Source organism: Alkalispirochaeta alkalica DSM 8900 (genome assembly GCF_000373545.1).
GTDB lineage: Bacteria > Spirochaetota > Spirochaetia > DSM-27196 > Alkalispirochaetaceae > Alkalispirochaeta > Alkalispirochaeta alkalica.
The window spans coordinates 14788-31039 of record NZ_KB891707.1; the positions used below are offsets into that span (position 1 = coordinate 14788).

The window sequence follows — 16252 nt, forward strand, 5'->3', positions numbered from 1 at the left end:
ACCTACGAGTATTACATGGCCCAGGCCGGAGGCACCGACCGTAACCGCCACATGGGCGACCGGCCCAAGATCAGAACCGTCGACGGTCGCCGCCGCAGCAAGGGCGACGAGATCCAGCCCGAGGANACCATNCATTTCTCGACCAACAGTCTCTTCTTCTTTGTGGGGCCCATCGCCACCATCGTGAGCACCACCACCAGCATTGTACTGCTCTACCTCAACCTGCGCGATTAGCGGNCCTTCTTTGCAAGAAGGTCCCCGGGACAGGTTGACAGGGAAGTACCGATCTCTAATGATATATATACACGAGGGGTGTTTCCATGGATGTGATATTTTCCGCTGCCGGGGCCTTTGCCCTTTCGGCAGTGTTGGTTNGTTTATTGATCGGCCTGGCCCGCAACCGTTCCTGGTACGACTGGACCGACGAGCGCAAGGCTCACGACGGGGACATCCCCTTTCTGGGCGGTCTTGGTATNTCGGTCAGTTTTTTTACCGTCGGCCTGGGGACCTTCTTCCTCTTTCATTACGCCGATCAGGGCAGGGTCTTCTCCTTCTGGTACATGGCCGCAATCCTGGCGGGGNTGTTCCTGATCCACGCCACCGGGGTCTTTGACGACTTCCGGAANATCCCGGCCCTCAAAAAGCTCTTTCTCCAGATCNTGGCGGCGGGCCTGATCGTCGCCGGGGGCCCCGTNATNCGTACCATCCAGTTTTTTGGCCCCGCCACGCAGCTCTCGCTGGGTGTCTTTGCGGTGCCCTTCACCGTGGCCTGGATCGTGGGTATGGGCAACGCCGTAAACCTGATCGACGGCATGGACGGCCTCGCTGGCGGGGTNGTNTTNATCGCCTCCCTGGTGCTGGGGGTTCTGGCCGTCGCCGAGGGGAACCCCCTCACGGCGCTTCTGGCCTTCACCCTCTGTGGGTCAATCGCGGGGTTCCTGGTCTTTAACNTGCCCCCGGCAAAGATCTTCATGGGCGACGGGGGCGCGCTCTTTCTGGGCTACGCCGTGGCGGTGTTGCCCATCCTCTCCCGGGGGGGCNCGGCCNTNCCCGTGCCGGTCCTGGTACCGATCTCGTTGCTGCTGGTTCCCATCGCCGATATCGTGGCTGCCGTGATCCGGCGCAANTCCCGGGGGTTGCCCTTCCACAGTCCCGACCGGGAGCATATTCACCACAAGCTGCAGGACGCGGGCCTCTCCGTTCCCCAGGCCCTGGCCGTTATCTACGGCTTTTGCGGCCTCATGGCNTNCTCGGTCCTGGCCTTCAAGCTCCTCCATAACGGCTTTCGCCTGGCCATTCTTTCGGGGGCNTGGGTCGCCGTGGCTCTGGCGGTGGTTATGCTCTANCGTCACCAGCGCAGCGATCTCCAGGCCGCCCCGGACGAGCAGATAGCCCGGACCTCCTGAGCCCCACGCGCGGGGCCTGCGGTAGCAAACACCTCACATGGATACTCTATCGGATACCACCTCCCGTCGCTTGCGCAGACTGTTGCTTCCTCTTTTGGCGATCCTCCTGTGCGGGGGTGCGGTCTCTGCCCTCGATCAACCACGGGGCCTCTTTTTTGATCTCTCCCAGACCGTTACCGGTGGCACCGCCTCGGAACTTCCCCTGTGGATGCACGCAAACCGCTGGGGGCTTCTGGAGAGCAGGGGCGCTCAGGCCGTCTCGCGGGCTGCGCTCCGGGGCCACCAGGAGTTGCCAGCCCGTCCTCTGGAGATCCCGCTGGTGCTGCGCTACCACCTGGTGGTCCTGCAGCGCCTCAACAGCGAGGAACCTCCCCAGGCGGAACTCAACACCGGCTATGGCCATCTTTCCTGGGGGCCTCTCTACGCCTCGGCTGGCCGCGTCCCCTTGGAAAAGGGTGAGCACTACAGCCCCCTCTCCAGCGGNTCCCTCGTTCTGAGCACAAACGCCCGGCCCCTCCGGCGCGTTACGGCAGGGCTCGAATGGACCCCCCTGCCCCTCACCGATGGAGCGGTGGAGGTAAAAGGTTCCGTTGGCCACGGATGGCTGGAGAAAGACCGGCACGTTCAGAACCCCTGGGTGCTGGAGCGCGACGCCTACCTGCGGGTAAACGATCCTTTCGGCTGGGGCCTGAGCATCTATCGGGGCCTGGTCCAGGAGATCGTCTGGGCCGGAACCAACCAGGACGGGACAAAACGGCCCCGGGGATGGGACAACTTCTGGCGCGTCTTTACCAGCTCCGAAGGCGATGCCGACGCCAGCGCCTCGGAACAGCAAAACCGCCTGGGCGACACCCTGGGGATGTGGGATCAGGGCATCGTCCTCCATCGTCCCGATTTCCGGCTCCACCTGTACCACCAGCATTTCTTCGAGGACGGCAGCGGGTTCCGCATGGGCCGCAACCAGGAATGGGACGAGAAATGGCGGCGCTGGCGCGATGGCCTCACGGGGGTCCATCTGGAGTTGCCCCAGGTGCCCCGGGTTCGCCACATTCTCTACGAGTTCGTCTATACCAANCACCAGAGTGGCCCCGGCTACCACGGCGAGACCGGTGGCTGGGACAATTACTGGGAGCACGGCCAGTACCNGACAGGCTGGACCTACCGGGGCCGCATGATCGGCCCGCCCCTGGTAACGGTAGACCCCGATCTGGCAGGAAGCCCCATCGTCCACAGCAGGATCGTGGCGCACCACGCGGGTCTTCAGGGCGAGCTGGGGGAGCGGACCCGCTACCGCCTTCTGGGAACCTACCTGAGAAGTTACGGCACCTATAACCGCAACGTGCCCGGGGATGAGCGTCCCACTGCAGCCAACCCCGATGGTTCCAGCGTGCGGGGGGACAGCATATTCAGAAACGGCCTGGAGCAGTGGAGCTTTCTGGCCGAGCTGGGGCGGGAGGCCCCTCTCTTTGGGGTATCAGGCCTCTACGGAGCCGTGGCCCTTGCCCTGGACTGGGGTGAGCTCCGGGCCGACTCAGTCGCNGTCATGCTGACCCTTGGATACGGAGGCGGGTTATGAAGCCCGGAATGATTCGGTTTATCTGTGCCCTGGTACTGCTCCTGGTGGCGGGGAATATTCTGGCAGGGCCGCTCCTGGACCCCACAACACCGAGCTATTACCTGGAGGCAACCGGATCCTCTCCCTGGCAGCCCCGGGGCCCCCGGGAACCCGGCCTGAGCCGCAACCTCTTTGTTCTTGGCCTGGTGGGGCTCACCCTGAGTCTGGGCTTCGCCCTCCGGCGACCGCATTGCACAACCGATGTGAGTGTTGGCCTGGCTGGAGCGGGCCTCTCTTTCACCGCCCTCTGGCGCAGCCGCCTGCTGGACGACCAGTCAGCTTCTTCCAATTCTTCCAAACCCTCTCCCTGACCCGGAGAAGAAAAAACAATGAATATATCCGCAACAGAAACTCAGGACACACCCGATCTCCGCGAGCTNGATCTGCTCGCTCACATCCACCAGGGCTCCCGCCTGGACCAGGGCCACAGCCAGCGGACCCTGGCCTCGGCGCTGGGCCTCTCTCTGGGCATGACCAACGTCATTCTCAAACGCCTGGTGGCCCGGGGGTTCGTGCTGGTTCGCCGTACCGGGGGGCATCGGGCCCAGTACCTCCTCACGCCCCGGGGCATGGAGCAGCTGGGCAAGCGCAGCTACCGCTATCTCCGGCGTACCGTGGGCCACGTGGTGCGGTACAAGGAACTGATCCGCCAGGAACTGCGGCGGCACCGCCAGGCGGGGGGGCACCGGGTGGTGCTCGTGGGGGCAAGCGACCTCGAGTTTATTCTGGAGTGGTGCGCCTCCAAGGAGGGACTGCACCTGGAAACCCGTCCCGCCCCGGAGGGGGCTGCAGACCCCGGGATCTCAGACGCCGACACGCTTGTTCTCTGGTCCGAGAAGGTACCAACCCCCCGGGGAAAAACCCTGACAGACCTGCTGGAACCACCCGCGTCGCCGCAGGCGGCCACCCGGCAGAATGAAAGAACCTGACCAAAAGGAGTCCCTATGAACGTACTGGTAACCGGCGCGGCCGGATTCATCGGCTATCACCTGACCCAACGCCTTCTGAACGAGGGCTGNCGGGTGGTGGGCCTGGATAACCTCAACGACTACTACGACGTAACCCTCAAGGAGGGGCGCCTGGGCGAGCTGGGAATATCCGCCCCCGGCGGTTCCCCCCGTCAGGAAGGCCGGGAGAACTTTACCTTTTGCCGTATGGATCTGGAAGACGCGNCGGGGATTCGGGACCTCTTTCTGGCCGAGCGGTTCGACGTGGTGGTTCATCTGGCTGCCCAGGCGGGGGTCCGCTATTCCCTGACCAACCCCGGTGCGTACATCTCCAGCAATATCCAGGGCTTCCTGACCATCCTCGAAGCTGCCCGGGCCCAGGCCGATGGCGGAGCACCCCTGAAGCACCTGGTCTACGCCTCGTCCAGCTCGGTCTACGGGATCGATCCCCACAAGCCCTTTGCCGAGAACACCGCCGCAGACCACCCCGCCAGCCTCTACGCCGCCAGCAAGCGCTCCAACGAACTCATGGCCCATACCTATTCCCATCTCTACGGCCTGCCCACCACAGGGCTCCGGTTCTTTACCGTCTATGGCCCCTGGGGGCGCCCCGATATGGCGCTTTTTCTCTTTACCCGGGCAATTCTGGAGGGGCGGCCCATCGATGTCTTTAACCACGGCAAGATGGAGCGGGATTTCACCTACGTCGATGATATCGTGGAGGGAATCCGCCGCGTCATGGACCGTGTCCCTGCGGGAGACCCCGCCTGGGATGGCCACCAGAGCGGGATTGGCCCCGCGCCCTGCCGGGTCTACAACATAGGCCGGGGTGCACCGGTACGGCTCATGGATTTTATCGAGGCCCTGGAGACCGAACTGGGCCAGGAGGCCCGCAAGAACATGATGCCCCTCCAGGCCGGGGACGTGCCCGCCACCTTCGCCGATTGCACCGCCCTGGAGCGGGACACGGGCTACCGTCCCGTCACGGAAGTTCGTCAGGGTATTGCCGCCTTTGTGGCCTGGTATCGCGGGTTTTATGGGGTGTAGAAGGGTTTGGTGCAGAAAACCCCCTCCCGACAGGTTTGGAGAGTCGGATCACAGATGATACCAGAGATTATTACCCGAAGTGAAGTTCTCTTGAACCTGCGATGCCCCTTGTCCAGAGGAATTGTCAAGCCCGTGAACAAGCGATGGGTCATTCATCGTGCTGCAGTTTCGAAAGAAAACAGCTATTGCTATTTCAGAATTCCAAAATGCGCGAACTCAACCATCACCAAGTCACTGGCCCACTATGATCAGACCGTGGACATCGGGGAAAACGATACCGAGAGAGATATAAAGAAAAAATTTGACAACCTCTCAGTGATTACCAGAAGAAACAGGAAAAACTTTTTCTTTTTCACCTTTGTCAGGAACCCCTACGAGAGAATTCTCTCCAGTTACCTTGATAAAATAGTCTGGAGACCCTCGGGGTGCACAAAATACCGGAAAAAGATTTCAAGAAGATTGCCTTCCCATGATTCTCTTCCCTCCTTCGGGCATTTTATCGAATATCTTGAAAAAGGCGGGCTGTGGGATGATCCTCACTGGCTTCCGCAATATGCCATGATTCCCTTTGATGTCTCGTCCCTGGATTTCATCGGCAAGGTGGAGAGTTTGGACAGAGATCTGGAATATGTAATTGGCAAAATTTTTGGGTCAGAAGCGTATTCCGGCCCGGTCACTCGCGCGTCGGGACGACAGAATTCTGGAAGTCTCTTGAAAGAGTATTACGATCCCGAGTTGGAGAGACGGGTGCACGAGTTGTACTGCAAGGACTTTGAGATTTTTGGGTATCATCCCGTATAATATGTTTAGGGAATCAATCTGTTTACCAGATTGAGAATAGCCCGCAGACAGGAGAAAAGATAGATGAGTTCCATGAACCAACACCATGAGCATTTTGACGAAGAGATTGTAGGCCTCATTGAAAAAGAGAAACAGCGAAGGAAGGAGACCATTCAATTAATCGCTGCTGAGAATATCGTGCGAAGCGAAGTCATGCGACCCTTATCCTCGATTCTGGTTTCCAAAACTGCTGAAGGGGTTCCCGGGAACCGGTATCATTCAGGCTGTTCCGTGGTGGATGAAATTGAAACTATTGCCGAAAGAAGGGTAGAGGAGGCATTCAAAGCAAGAAAAGCTTGGGTCCAGCCTCTCTCGGGAACTCTGGCCAATCTAATCGTGTATCTATCACTCGTGAGAAGCAAGAAAAAACGTGGCGAAGAATTTAAGATATTATCTATGGGCTTGGATCAAGGAGGCCATCTCAGTCACGGTAGCAGTTTCCATGTTTCCAGTTTTTTCTGTAGCGATGTGAGAAATTATTCTGTCAGCCGAGAAACAGGTCTCCTCGATTATGACATGATAAGAAATATTTCCAGAGGCTATTCGCCTGATTTGATCGTCTGTGGAGGAAGTGCGTATCCGAGAGAGATCGATTTCGCAACACTGGGGGAGATTGCCAAGGATGCCGGTGCGGTGTTGCTTGCTGATATCGCTCACATATATGGTCTTGTTGTTTCCGGAATTCATCAATCCCCCATTCCTCATTCACATTTTGTCACGTGCAGTACATATAAGGCTGGTGGTCCAAAAGGAGGAATTATTGTTTCCGGTGATTTGGCCACCGATGAGCAGTGTAGAAGTGTTACCCAAGCAATTTTCCCTGGTGTTCAAAGTACACCTGATTTTGCGTCCATCGCGGCGAAGGCCGTTTTCTTTGCAGAGTCAGTAACTGATGAGTTCCGTAACACTCAGCGGAGAATAGTTGAAAATGCAAAATATTTAAGTTCTTGCCTGATGGAAAGGGGTTTTGATGTGATTACCGGTGGTACCGACAATCATATCGTTCTTATAAACGTGAAGACTTCCGCTTGCCGTTTAACGGGTAAAGAAGCAAACGAGCGATTGGAGAGGTGTGGAGTTATAGTAAACAAAAACATGATTCCTTATGATAACGAGAAAGCGAATGTCGGAAGTGGAATCCGAATCGGAACAAATACTGTGTCACGCCTGGGTATGAATACGAATGATATGGAGTTTATTGCAAATTTAATCGAAGAAATCCTGATGGGTGACATGAGTGATGGATTTGTTTCAAAAGCACAATCTCGTGTTAAGGAATTCATGAAAGAATTCTCCTTTGAAGGATTCATCTAGAGCTGTATTATGATCAGAGTTTTTACAAACGGGGTATTTGATTTATTCCATGAGGGACATTTTAATCTTCTTCGCAAAGCGAAGAGCCTGGGAGATTATCTGTTAGTGGGGGTTGCTTCTGACGAGAGTTGTGAAAAATACAAACGGCGTCCGTTCCAGGATTGGGAACAGCGTGCCGAGAAAGTACGGAGCATTCCATTTGTTGATGAAGTGATCAAGACCCCATGGTCAGTTGACTTGAAAAGACAGTTTTATATAGAGAACTCAATTGATATTCAGGCTCAGGGGGATAAGGGTTCTTCGTTCCGGGTGGCCGAAGACTTGGGAGTTCTTCGGGTGATTGGAACAACCGAAGGAATTTCAACAACAAAAATTTTGAGAATTCTTAACTCCGAATATAGTGAAGTGATCGACAAGGGGTTTCTGAATGATGTGCGCAAGGTATTCTTCGAGGGAGAATATTACATAATCAAGTATGGGAATAGGACAGTTGCAAGAAAGTATCCACTGTCTTTGCCAAAAATAAGGATAAAAGATGAATATGCGGTGATCTCGGCGTTTAGATCCGTGTTAGATGATCCTTCTTTTATCGTGAAACCTGTGTGTTCTGATGAAAATGAGCTAATCATTTTCGAATCAGCCCCTGATGAAGCAGAGTCATTGTTTGATTGGCTTATCGAAGGAAGATCAGTTGATGAAGGCCTTTTCCTTCAAGTGATAGAGAAACTTGCGCAACTTCACAACGCGACATACAACAACGACGAACTACGGGCACGACATTCAAATAATGAGTGTTTCCATGAGATAAAAGTTGGAACACAATGCCTCAAAGCAACCGATGACGGCGAGATAGGGAGATTAATTTCTTCATTTATCGAAAGGTCTATGGAAATAAAAAGTGTTCTTCTGCACGGCGACTTCGCGCCCAAAAATATTCTTGTTTGGACGAGAGGAGTTCTCTTCATCGATTTCGAAGAAAGTGGATATTCGGATCCCGCTCTTGATATCGGATACTTCATCGCACATATTTTCATTCACGGAATTATTTCGAATAATTCTTTTTTAATCGAAATGACTGATTTTATGATTAAGAGATATGCATCCTGTTTTTCCTTTTCTCGTGATGACATTCATTTGGTCGACAGGATCAATGTTTACGTCGGAATATTTCTTCTCTCTAGAGTCAACAGCCCAGCTAAGGCTGATTATATCAGTGCAGCGAAGAAGGATGAGATACTTTCCCTCGGAGAAGGAAAAATTAAGCTTCACATGGAAAAATTAGAAAAATCAGGATTTATCTTTCATTAATTCGGAAAAAGGTGCTGACGAGGGAACAAGATATTGAGGAGTACAATTTTTTCGAGTAAACCACTGGAAAGTAAATATGGAAAAAAGGCCTTCTTTTGATCAATTTGTTTTTTATCTGGAAAAATTTGATTTTTGGGATAATTCGCATTGGGTTCCACAGGTCTCGATGATTCCTGTTCCAGTTTCACGATTGAAATATATTGGCAGAGTCGAAAATCTGGATCGCGATTTGGAACATGTTGTAAAAGAGCTTTTTGGAGATGGGATATATCGTGGTACCATCGCCCGTTCTTCGAGAAGGCAGGGGTCTCGAAATCTGGTCGCAGATTACTACAGCGAAAAACTGCGTAAGTCTGTATATAATCTTTATATTAATGATTTTCAAAGCCTCGGTTACGATTCGGAATTTTGAGGAAAAGATGGATAAAAAGGATAAGTTGCGTATTAGGAGTGAAGCGGAGCTGCAGCTGCAGTCGAAGGGTTTGTCAGAAATTGTTGATCTTCTTGAATCTCAGAAAATTTCTTTTTTTTTGGGAGGAGGGACTCTTTTGGGAATTGTACGAGAAGGTGATTTTATTCCATGGGATTGGGATGTGGAGATAGATGTGAAAGCGGAGGAAATATATCCTAAACGAAAAGAGATAATTAAAGACCTTGAGTCAGCTGGGTTCGAGGTGATTGAAGAAGACACATTTTTGGAAAACAGGAAAAATCTGAAAATATCTGCGGAAAAATACGGAGCGAAATACGAAATACTTTCGTATTATCGTCTTTTCTTTTCTCGTTGCCGAAAATCGAAAAAAATGCCGGCAAGATTTTTTGAAGGCAATGAGCGGTGTGTTTTGCGGCAAAGAGTCTATCCTGTCCTATCTCCGGCAAAGGAATATTTGCGATATAATTACGGAAACTGGGAAATTCCACTTAAATCGGGTTTAAAAGACGATTATGTTACGAAAAGGTCAAGAAGAAGAAAAAACAAGTTTTTCAAAAAATTCAAAAAATCATTGAAAACAATAAGAAATGAAAGAAAGTAAGTTTGTTTTTTTCTTGGGTCCAGCAGGAGTGGGAAAGACATCGTTGATAGGAAAGTTGCGTAAGGAATTTCAAGGGCTCTTTGTTTCGTACGACGATACTATTGGGGAAAACCGGAAAAAAATATTTTCTCTCTCTCGAATTCTGTCGTGTGGTTCCCGTGTTGCTTCTCCCTCTAGAAGAGCCTTAAAGCAGGAGTTTAGAGTTCTTATTTCAGAGACTCCCGATTTGGTTGATGTTCTGCTAAGTGAAATTCGCTCCTCGGATTTTTCGTCGTTTGGCTTCTCATCTGACAAAAAAATTGATGTCATTAACAAGTTCGTGCAGCGGATATCTGAATACTCGATGTTCCTGTCTGCAATGAAAGAAGAAAAAATTTTCCTGTGTGATGATAAAAGCTTCTGGGCAAAAATATTTTACTGTGATGACTATAGCTGTGTCCTGGATCGTGTGCCTCTCCCCGATATGGTCGTTCATGTTGATTCTTCGCCAAAGGAAATTTTCCAGAGGAGACAAGAGAGGCGCTCACGAAAAGATCTCGCTTTCTTTTTGAATGAAGAGAGCGACGCAATGAATAGAATTTTGCTTCAGAAAGATCGATTTCTTGCTTACGCTAATTGTTTTCGAGAAAAAGGTGTCCCGGTTCAGTATCTGAATTACGAAGAATGTGAATTCGGCACACTTGGTGGAATCATTCAGGAGCAGCTCGCAATTGAAGAGTCGTAGCTTTCGCATCTTCGAATAGTTTCCTCCATTTGCAAGAAACATAGGCACGATGCAACAAGAGAGAATTATTGAAAGGACGGTCCTGCCCGAAATGAAAAACACCCCCTTCGGCGTAACCTACGTGGCCTTTGGAAGGCCCTATCTCGCAATGGCCCTCGTTTCTGCCGAATCTCTTCGGGCAAGATCCCCCGAGGTTCCCCTGTGTATAATCACAAACGTTGCCCAATCTCCGCCCGATCTCCCCTTTTGGGATACACAGCGCGATACCTGGTCCTGGTTTGCTCGGGAGAGCAGGGAAAACCGTTTCTACAAAACGCAGTTGTACGACTACTCACCCTTCGAGAAGACCCTGTATCTTGATTGCGACACCCTGGTCTGGGCAGACGTGGCTCCTGCCGTGACGTACCTTGAGTATTTTGATATCTGTTTCAAGCAGCAGCTCCGGGGACAGCGGTCGGCAAAAAAGGGAGCCCACACCGTATTGGACAACTCTTTTCGTGTCGCGGAACTGCCTCACTGGAACGGAGGCGTCTTCATGTTCCGGAAAAATGAGAAGACCCGGGAGTTTTTCCGCCTCTGGAGCAGCTATTACGAGCAGTACAATATTTCGTTTGATCAGGTTTCTCTGGTGGATGCAGTCTTTCGATCTGACTGTCGCCTTCTGTCGCTGGATAATCGCTGGAATGCAAGCTTTGCCCCGCGCAAGAACGAAGGTGATCACCTGGTCCGGGTCTATCATTACGGGTCACGGATCATTCCCGAAGTCCGGAAAAAGATGCTCCTCTATGATCACCTCATTGATCGGGAGGGGCCCTTTGGAAACGAGGAGACTCTGCCCTGCTTTATCAGAAGTCGGACAAAGGACCGGATAAAAAAAGAAGGTCCTCTGAGGTATCTGCAACACGCGTTGCGGAGAAAATTCCGCTAGCCCCATGAAGAACACACCGCTCTTCAGACAGCTCTTCCGGACCATCCGGGACGGGCTGCGCCCCCCCCCTCCACCCCCTGTGGCATCCTCCCTTGCCGAGGCAATCCTCTCTGGTCCCGAAAACCACAGAAAAGCGCTCCAGGTAACTCCCGGAGAGCTTACCTGGGACAATGGCTTTTCCCTGCACCCCCAAGGCTGGAATCCCTACCGGAAGACCGCCGAAGAGATCATCTCCGGCTGCCGCCACTACCGGGATTCGTCGCTTGCACGGTTCTACACCTCCTTCTGCCCCTCCTCGGCGGCGGAATACCTGGGGCTGAACCGGGGAGATCTCCTTCTCTCTCTTCCCCCTGCCGCTTCGCTTCCCCCCTGGTCTCTTCTGGCTCCGCACGAGGCGATGCAGCGCAGGATAGAGCAGAACCGCAAGGAAGAGCGGGAACACCCGGGCTGTGCCCCCTCCTCCGGGGAGTCTCCCGAACTGCTGGGGCTGAACCGTTTTGGTCCCGTTTCCGGGACAAAGGGATCCTTTGAGTTCTCCCGCATTCAGCGTCTGGTCTCTTCTATCCAGAGTGAAGGGTACTGTCGGGACCGGGGAAAAGACATCAAGGTCATTGCGCTCACCTGGAAGAGCGAGATCCGGTATGTTGTTCAGGGAGGGCTGCACCGCTCTGCCGTCCTGGCTGCTTTGGGCGTTCAGGAGATCCCGGTGATCCTCAAAATCAGCGGTCTCATCGACCTCTCCCTGCTCCAGACCTCGCCGGCTGTGAAATCGGGCTACTGGCCCCCCGATCTTGTAGAAGAGTACCTCGCCTTCCTCTTTACCGAGACAGGCTGGAACCGGGCCTCCCGCCTGGGGCTGGCACAGCCATGAGCACCGGCACCTCTGCTCCCCTCAGAATCTGTCTGGTGGTGAAGCACTTTCCCGTTCTCTCGCAGACCTTTATTGTGCGCCTCGTGGCGGCCCTTCTGGAGGACCCCTCGGTGGAGCTCTACCTGGTTGTCACCAGGACCCTGAACGATCTNCACCCGCTGGTTGCGCCGGAACACCGCCAGCGGTTGCAGGGGAGAATCATCGCGCCTCCTGCGCTCCACGGCACCGGCGTGTCCAGGGTCATGGCGGGGGCCCGCTTTGTGGCCGGATCTTTCCTGCGCAGTCCCCGGCTGACCCTGAGATCGCTCAACGGGGTTCGCTTCGGGCCCCGTGCCCGGGGGCTCCATATCCTCGCCCTGGCCCGGGCCCTGCGCAGCCTTCCCCCTCTGGATGCCATCCACGGCCAGTTCCTCTGGTTTGCCGGGGATCTTGCNGCCTGNCGGGAGCTGGGGGTCACCGGGAACGCCCGGTTGCTCTGTTCCGTTCGCGGTGCCGATATTGCTGTGGAGGGTGAGGTCGANCCTGCCGATCTCGGGCGCGCTGCCCGGCAGCAGGTCCTGCTTCTTCCTGTATGCCGGTCCCTGGGCCAGGTGGCTCTGGAGCGGGGCTACCCCGGTTCGCTCCTGAAGGTCGTTCCCTCGGGCCTGGCCGTGGAAGAGATTCCCTTTCTGCCCCCCTCGGCCCGCCCTGTCTCCTCCGTTCCGGAGGAGGTTCGCTTGCTCTTTGTGGGNCGNCTCACCAGAAAAAAGGGCTTTCCCCTGGCCCTGACAGCCCTGGCCCAGCTGCAGGAACAGGGCTTCTCCTGTTCCTGCATCGTCCTGGGAGAGGGGCCACAGCGTGATGCCTGCCAGGAGGCAGCCCGGCAGGCCGGGCTCCCGGGCGTCTCCTTTCGCGGCGCCGTCCCCCCCGCAGTGGTGGCCAAGGAGATGGGCCAGGCCCATATTCTGCTCGTTCCAAGCCAGACCGGCCCCGACGGCGATCTCGAGGGGATTCCCAACGTCGCAAAAGAGGCCATGGCCTGCGGAACCATCGTGGTGGCCAGCACCCACTCGGGGCTTCCCGAACTGATCCGTCACGGCGAGACGGGGTTCCTCTTTGCCGAGGGCGACGCGACGGATCTCCTGGATGTTCTGCGCCAGGCCCTGGCCCGGCGGGATCAGTGGGAGCAGATCGCCCGGGCTGCCAGAGAAGAGGTAGTGGCTCGCCACAGCACGGCGGTGATGCGGGAGAAGCTCCTGCGTCTCTACCGGGATGTGTCGGGGTAGTTCTTTCTCCAGATCGCCAGTTCCCTGCCCATAAGGCCTTCCAGGGCTGCCACGTCGTCTTCCAGGAGCCTCCACAGATCGTGTTTCACCTCTTCGGAGACGGCCGGTTTCTCTCTCAGGGTTACCCCCACAGCCCGGCGTAGCCGGTCTCGTGCGGCCAGGGGAACCGCCGCCCCGATCTTCCGGAGATGCCGGTTCCGGGTGATCTTCCTCATCACAGGCCCCCACCGGGTCTGCCCCACCGAGGGGTTGGCGGGGGAGCGCTCCGTTTCGCAGGAAAACCCTTCGGGTGAGACTCCGAGAAACCGGGCGACCCTCTCCATGGTAGTGTCGGGGTCCGCGATGTACTCCTCAAAGAGCAGAAGCAGAACCTGCTNCGCCCCGAAAAGTTCCAGAAAGGGCCGNACCTGCAGGGCATAGCGGGATCGGTTCACGTAGGTGGGGTCCTGGAAGAGCTCCTGCTCGGGCGCCAGGCAGGCCCGCTTGTGCCCAAGCCGGTGCGCGTAGTGCGAGACAATCCGGTCCACGGGTTGGCGCATGATATAGATCAGTTTTAGCTCCGGGTTATATCGGTGGAGCCGGTGCGGGGTATCCCGGTATTCGGGAAAGGCGCTGTACATGGTTGACCCCTCACCCAGGAGGGTGCCCGGGGTATGGGGAAAGAGAGCGTGGTAGGTCGCTATCCGGTCCTCCCACCGGGGGGTCTTGTGGAAAAACCCCGGTTCTTTCACCGAGCAAAACGATATCTCCCGGTGCCGGGACAGGCGATCTGCCAGATCAGTGGTGCCGCACTTTTGAGCGCCTATTATCATGAAATTTANGACCATGAACGTTCTCCTTCGGGCCGGGCTGGTGTTNCCGGCGAAACATATGGTATACGAGATGCGTGGCATTGAGTAGGGCAGCCAACAGAGCAGGGATCCAGTAATGAAGAATCACAACAGACATCGCCTGGTACAGCCGGGAGCAGAAATCCCCGGCCTGGGACGGGTTCGCACGGTGGAGCCTCTTGTATCGTTTCGCGAGAGGTGCCTTGGAAAATACCACCGCGATGCAACGGTGGTCCGTGTCACGAGTGATGCGGGCACGGTCTGTAAGGCTGTTCTTGTCTTTCCCGGGGCGGGTACCCCTTCGGCAGAGCCCCGAACGCTTCGGGCCGCCCGGGATCTCCGGGAGTTCGGCCAGAGCTCCGCCGTGCCAGCCCTGGTTTACGTTGACGAGACCCTGCTTGTGCTGGAATATCNNGCGGGAACGCCCCTCTCTGAACGGAGCATCACNCCGGACCAGGCCCGCAGGGTGGGGCGCTTCACGGCGCTTCACCAGGCCCCCTGNACCCGGGANAANGCCNATTCTGNCGGGTTCGGGGCCTTTCTGGAGCGTCTTGACCAGGCAGGCCAGCTCTCTCCCGATCAGNTCCTGCAGGCCAGGGAGTTCTCTTCCCGATCCCGGCCCTTTCCCGGTGGCCCCGACGCTCCCTGGCGGCTNTGCTTCTCCGACACCGCCCTGAAGAACTACATNGATCTGCCCGGGGGGGGCCTGGCCTATATCGATGCCTTCGGCATTGCCTACCGNCGGGTGGGCGCGGTCTTTATCAAGCAGGTTTTTTCCCTGCCCGGTGCTGCCCGGCAGCCCTTTATCGAGGCCTATTGNGATNCNGCCCCCTGGAGCGNCCATCTGCTGGAGCACCTGAAGGAATANCTNCTNTACNCCNTGGNAGAACAGGCGGCAAAGNACCTGACCCACACCAACAAGACCNTCTACCGNCGGGTGCGGCGCTCCCGCACCCGCGCCCTGNCCCTGGCCCGCTTCACCGCTGCCCTGGATCTGCCCGAGGACCCTCAAGCCCTCCTCGGGTGGCTCTCGGNNGATNCNCCCTAGGGACTGGTCCGCTCCTGCTCCTTCCGGAGCAGCTCCCGCAGGTGCCGCAGGGCGGGGCCGGTATGGGTACAGATGGNTCGTTCAAAGCTCCCTTTGGGGAGCTTCACCAGCCAGAGAAGAATCAGGGTATAGATGAAAAAAACACCCTCNATCCCGTCCTGGTCCTCCGGAGTTTCTGTGGCAAGGAGCCGCCGGATCCGGGTGTAGGGCATGAGGAAGTGGGTGCAAGAGGCAAAAAAGTTCGCCCGGTCCGTCCAGGCCGGACCCACACGGCAGGACCCCCAGTCCAGAAGGTAGAGACGCCCTGTCCCGGTGCTGCGTAGCAGGTTATGCCGGCCAAAATCACCGTGAAGAAACCGATAGTGCTCCCCGGGGCAGANCTCCCGGTAGAGTTCCCNTTCCAGNATCATCTNCTGCAGGGTCCGGATGACCCGNCGGGACCGTTGCGAGTAGGATCGCTTCTCCATATGCGCCAGAGCCTGGTTCAGAATCNTTGCGTTCACCGATTCATCGTGGGCTCCGGCCATNGCCTTCAGCAGACTGGTTGNGCTCTGTTTCCCCGGCCCCGAGAAGAGTCGTATCTCATCGGGGGGNCTCAGGGGCAGCCAGGGCGCGACAGCCTGGTACGGNACCGCTGTGACCAGCCGGTGTACGCGCAGAGCCTCCCCAAAGAGGCGGGGTGTAACAACCCGGGGGTGCTGNCCGGTGATCCTCTCTGTGGTNACCGCCGTGAGCCCCGGAACNCCGCTGNGTGNTTCGGGGAGGGGGGTCAGGGCGTGCAGNGGGGGGACCACCTCCTGCAGGGANCGTTCCGNCTGGTAGAAGGTGGTATAGAAGAGNCGNTCCTTTTCGCGGAGCGTCACAATTTTGGTGAAGTACCACCGCGCTCCCTGGCTTGTGTGAACCCGGTGTTCGAGGCAGCCATAGTTGTTTTTTCCCCGTTCCCCTACAACCCGGGATGTCACGTGGGCGTCCGGGAAGGCCTTCTCTTCTATATACGAGGCCAGGGCCATCAGTACCGGGGGGCGGAGTTTTGCTTTGCGCAGAATCAGGGTCTGGAGCTCCCCGGCCCGGA

The 16252-nt window shown here is 56.0% G+C and carries 16 protein-coding genes; 14 read left to right on the forward strand and 2 right to left on the reverse strand.

Annotated elements, in window-relative coordinates:
• Positions 1-560: 560 nt before the first annotated feature.
• The 14 genes from B071_RS16635 to B071_RS0108160 all read left to right on the forward strand — a co-directional run bounded on the left by B071_RS16635 (position 561) and on the right by B071_RS0108160 (position 13299).
• Positions 561-1406, forward strand: a complete 846-nt coding sequence (locus B071_RS16635) for an MraY family glycosyltransferase (RefSeq protein WP_438829650.1) — start codon at positions 561-563, stop codon at positions 1404-1406.
• A 208-nt stretch (positions 1407-1614) separates the two neighbouring features.
• On the forward strand, positions 1615-2982 hold the full coding sequence (locus B071_RS0108105; protein WP_438829651.1) for a capsule assembly Wzi family protein: 1368 nt from the start codon (positions 1615-1617) through the stop codon (positions 2980-2982).
• Positions 2979-3332, forward strand: a complete 354-nt coding sequence (locus B071_RS0108110; protein WP_018526603.1) for a hypothetical protein — start codon at positions 2979-2981, stop codon at positions 3330-3332. The genes B071_RS0108105 and B071_RS0108110 overlap by 4 nt, the downstream gene beginning before the upstream one ends.
• Positions 3333-3350: 18 nt before the next feature.
• A complete protein-coding gene (locus B071_RS16640; protein WP_018526604.1) occupies positions 3351-3950 on the forward strand; it encodes a winged helix-turn-helix transcriptional regulator in 600 nt (199 codons plus the stop codon).
• Between the two features lie 15 nt (positions 3951-3965).
• Entirely contained in the window at positions 3966-5015 is a 1050-nt protein-coding gene (locus B071_RS0108120; protein WP_018526605.1) for an NAD-dependent epimerase, read from the forward strand.
• 54 nt (positions 5016-5069) lie between these two features.
• A complete protein-coding gene (locus B071_RS0108125) occupies positions 5070-5816 on the forward strand; it encodes a sulfotransferase family protein (RefSeq protein ID WP_083914675.1) in 747 nt (248 codons plus the stop codon).
• 63 nt (positions 5817-5879) lie between these two features.
• A complete protein-coding gene (gene glyA, locus B071_RS0108130; RefSeq protein WP_018526607.1) occupies positions 5880-7169 on the forward strand; it encodes a serine hydroxymethyltransferase in 1290 nt (429 codons plus the stop codon).
• Positions 7170-7178: 9 nt separating this feature from the next.
• On the forward strand, positions 7179-8477 hold the full coding sequence (locus tag B071_RS18435) for an adenylyltransferase/cytidyltransferase family protein (protein WP_018526608.1): 1299 nt from the start codon (positions 7179-7181) through the stop codon (positions 8475-8477).
• Between the two features lie 76 nt (positions 8478-8553).
• On the forward strand, positions 8554-8889 hold the full coding sequence (locus B071_RS19090) for a sulfotransferase family 2 domain-containing protein (protein WP_083914677.1): 336 nt from the start codon (positions 8554-8556) through the stop codon (positions 8887-8889).
• A gap of 7 nt (positions 8890-8896) precedes the next feature.
• Positions 8897-9511, forward strand: a complete 615-nt coding sequence (locus tag B071_RS19620) for a LicD family protein (protein ID WP_157703089.1) — start codon at positions 8897-8899, stop codon at positions 9509-9511.
• Complete coding sequence (locus tag B071_RS0108145; RefSeq protein WP_157703090.1) at positions 9498-10235, forward strand: P-loop NTPase family protein; 738 nt, start codon at positions 9498-9500, stop codon at positions 10233-10235. Before B071_RS19620 ends, B071_RS0108145 begins: the two co-directional genes overlap by 14 nt.
• A 91-nt stretch (positions 10236-10326) precedes the next feature.
• The gene (locus tag B071_RS0108150) at positions 10327-11163 is read left to right on the forward strand and encodes a putative nucleotide-diphospho-sugar transferase (protein WP_018526611.1); all 837 of its coding nucleotides are present in this window, start codon (positions 10327-10329) and stop codon (positions 11161-11163) included.
• Between the two features lie 4 nt (positions 11164-11167).
• Entirely contained in the window at positions 11168-12034 is an 867-nt protein-coding gene (locus B071_RS0108155) for a ParB N-terminal domain-containing protein (protein ID WP_018526612.1), read from the forward strand.
• A gap of 242 nt (positions 12035-12276) precedes the next feature.
• Complete coding sequence (locus tag B071_RS0108160; protein WP_438829652.1) at positions 12277-13299, forward strand: glycosyltransferase; 1023 nt, start codon at positions 12277-12279, stop codon at positions 13297-13299.
• On the opposite strand, the gene B071_RS0108165 is transcribed toward B071_RS0108160, so the two are convergent.
• Positions 13278-14192: a sulfotransferase domain-containing protein gene (locus B071_RS0108165; protein WP_083914681.1), complete on the reverse strand. Its 915-nt coding sequence runs from the start codon at positions 14190-14192 to the stop codon at positions 13278-13280. The genes B071_RS0108160 and B071_RS0108165 overlap by 22 nt on opposite strands.
• A gap of 981 nt (positions 14193-15173) precedes the next feature.
• Entirely contained in the window at positions 15174-16190 is a 1017-nt protein-coding gene (locus B071_RS0108175) for a phosphotransferase family protein (protein ID WP_438829653.1), read from the reverse strand.
• Positions 16191-16252 lie beyond the last annotated feature (62 nt).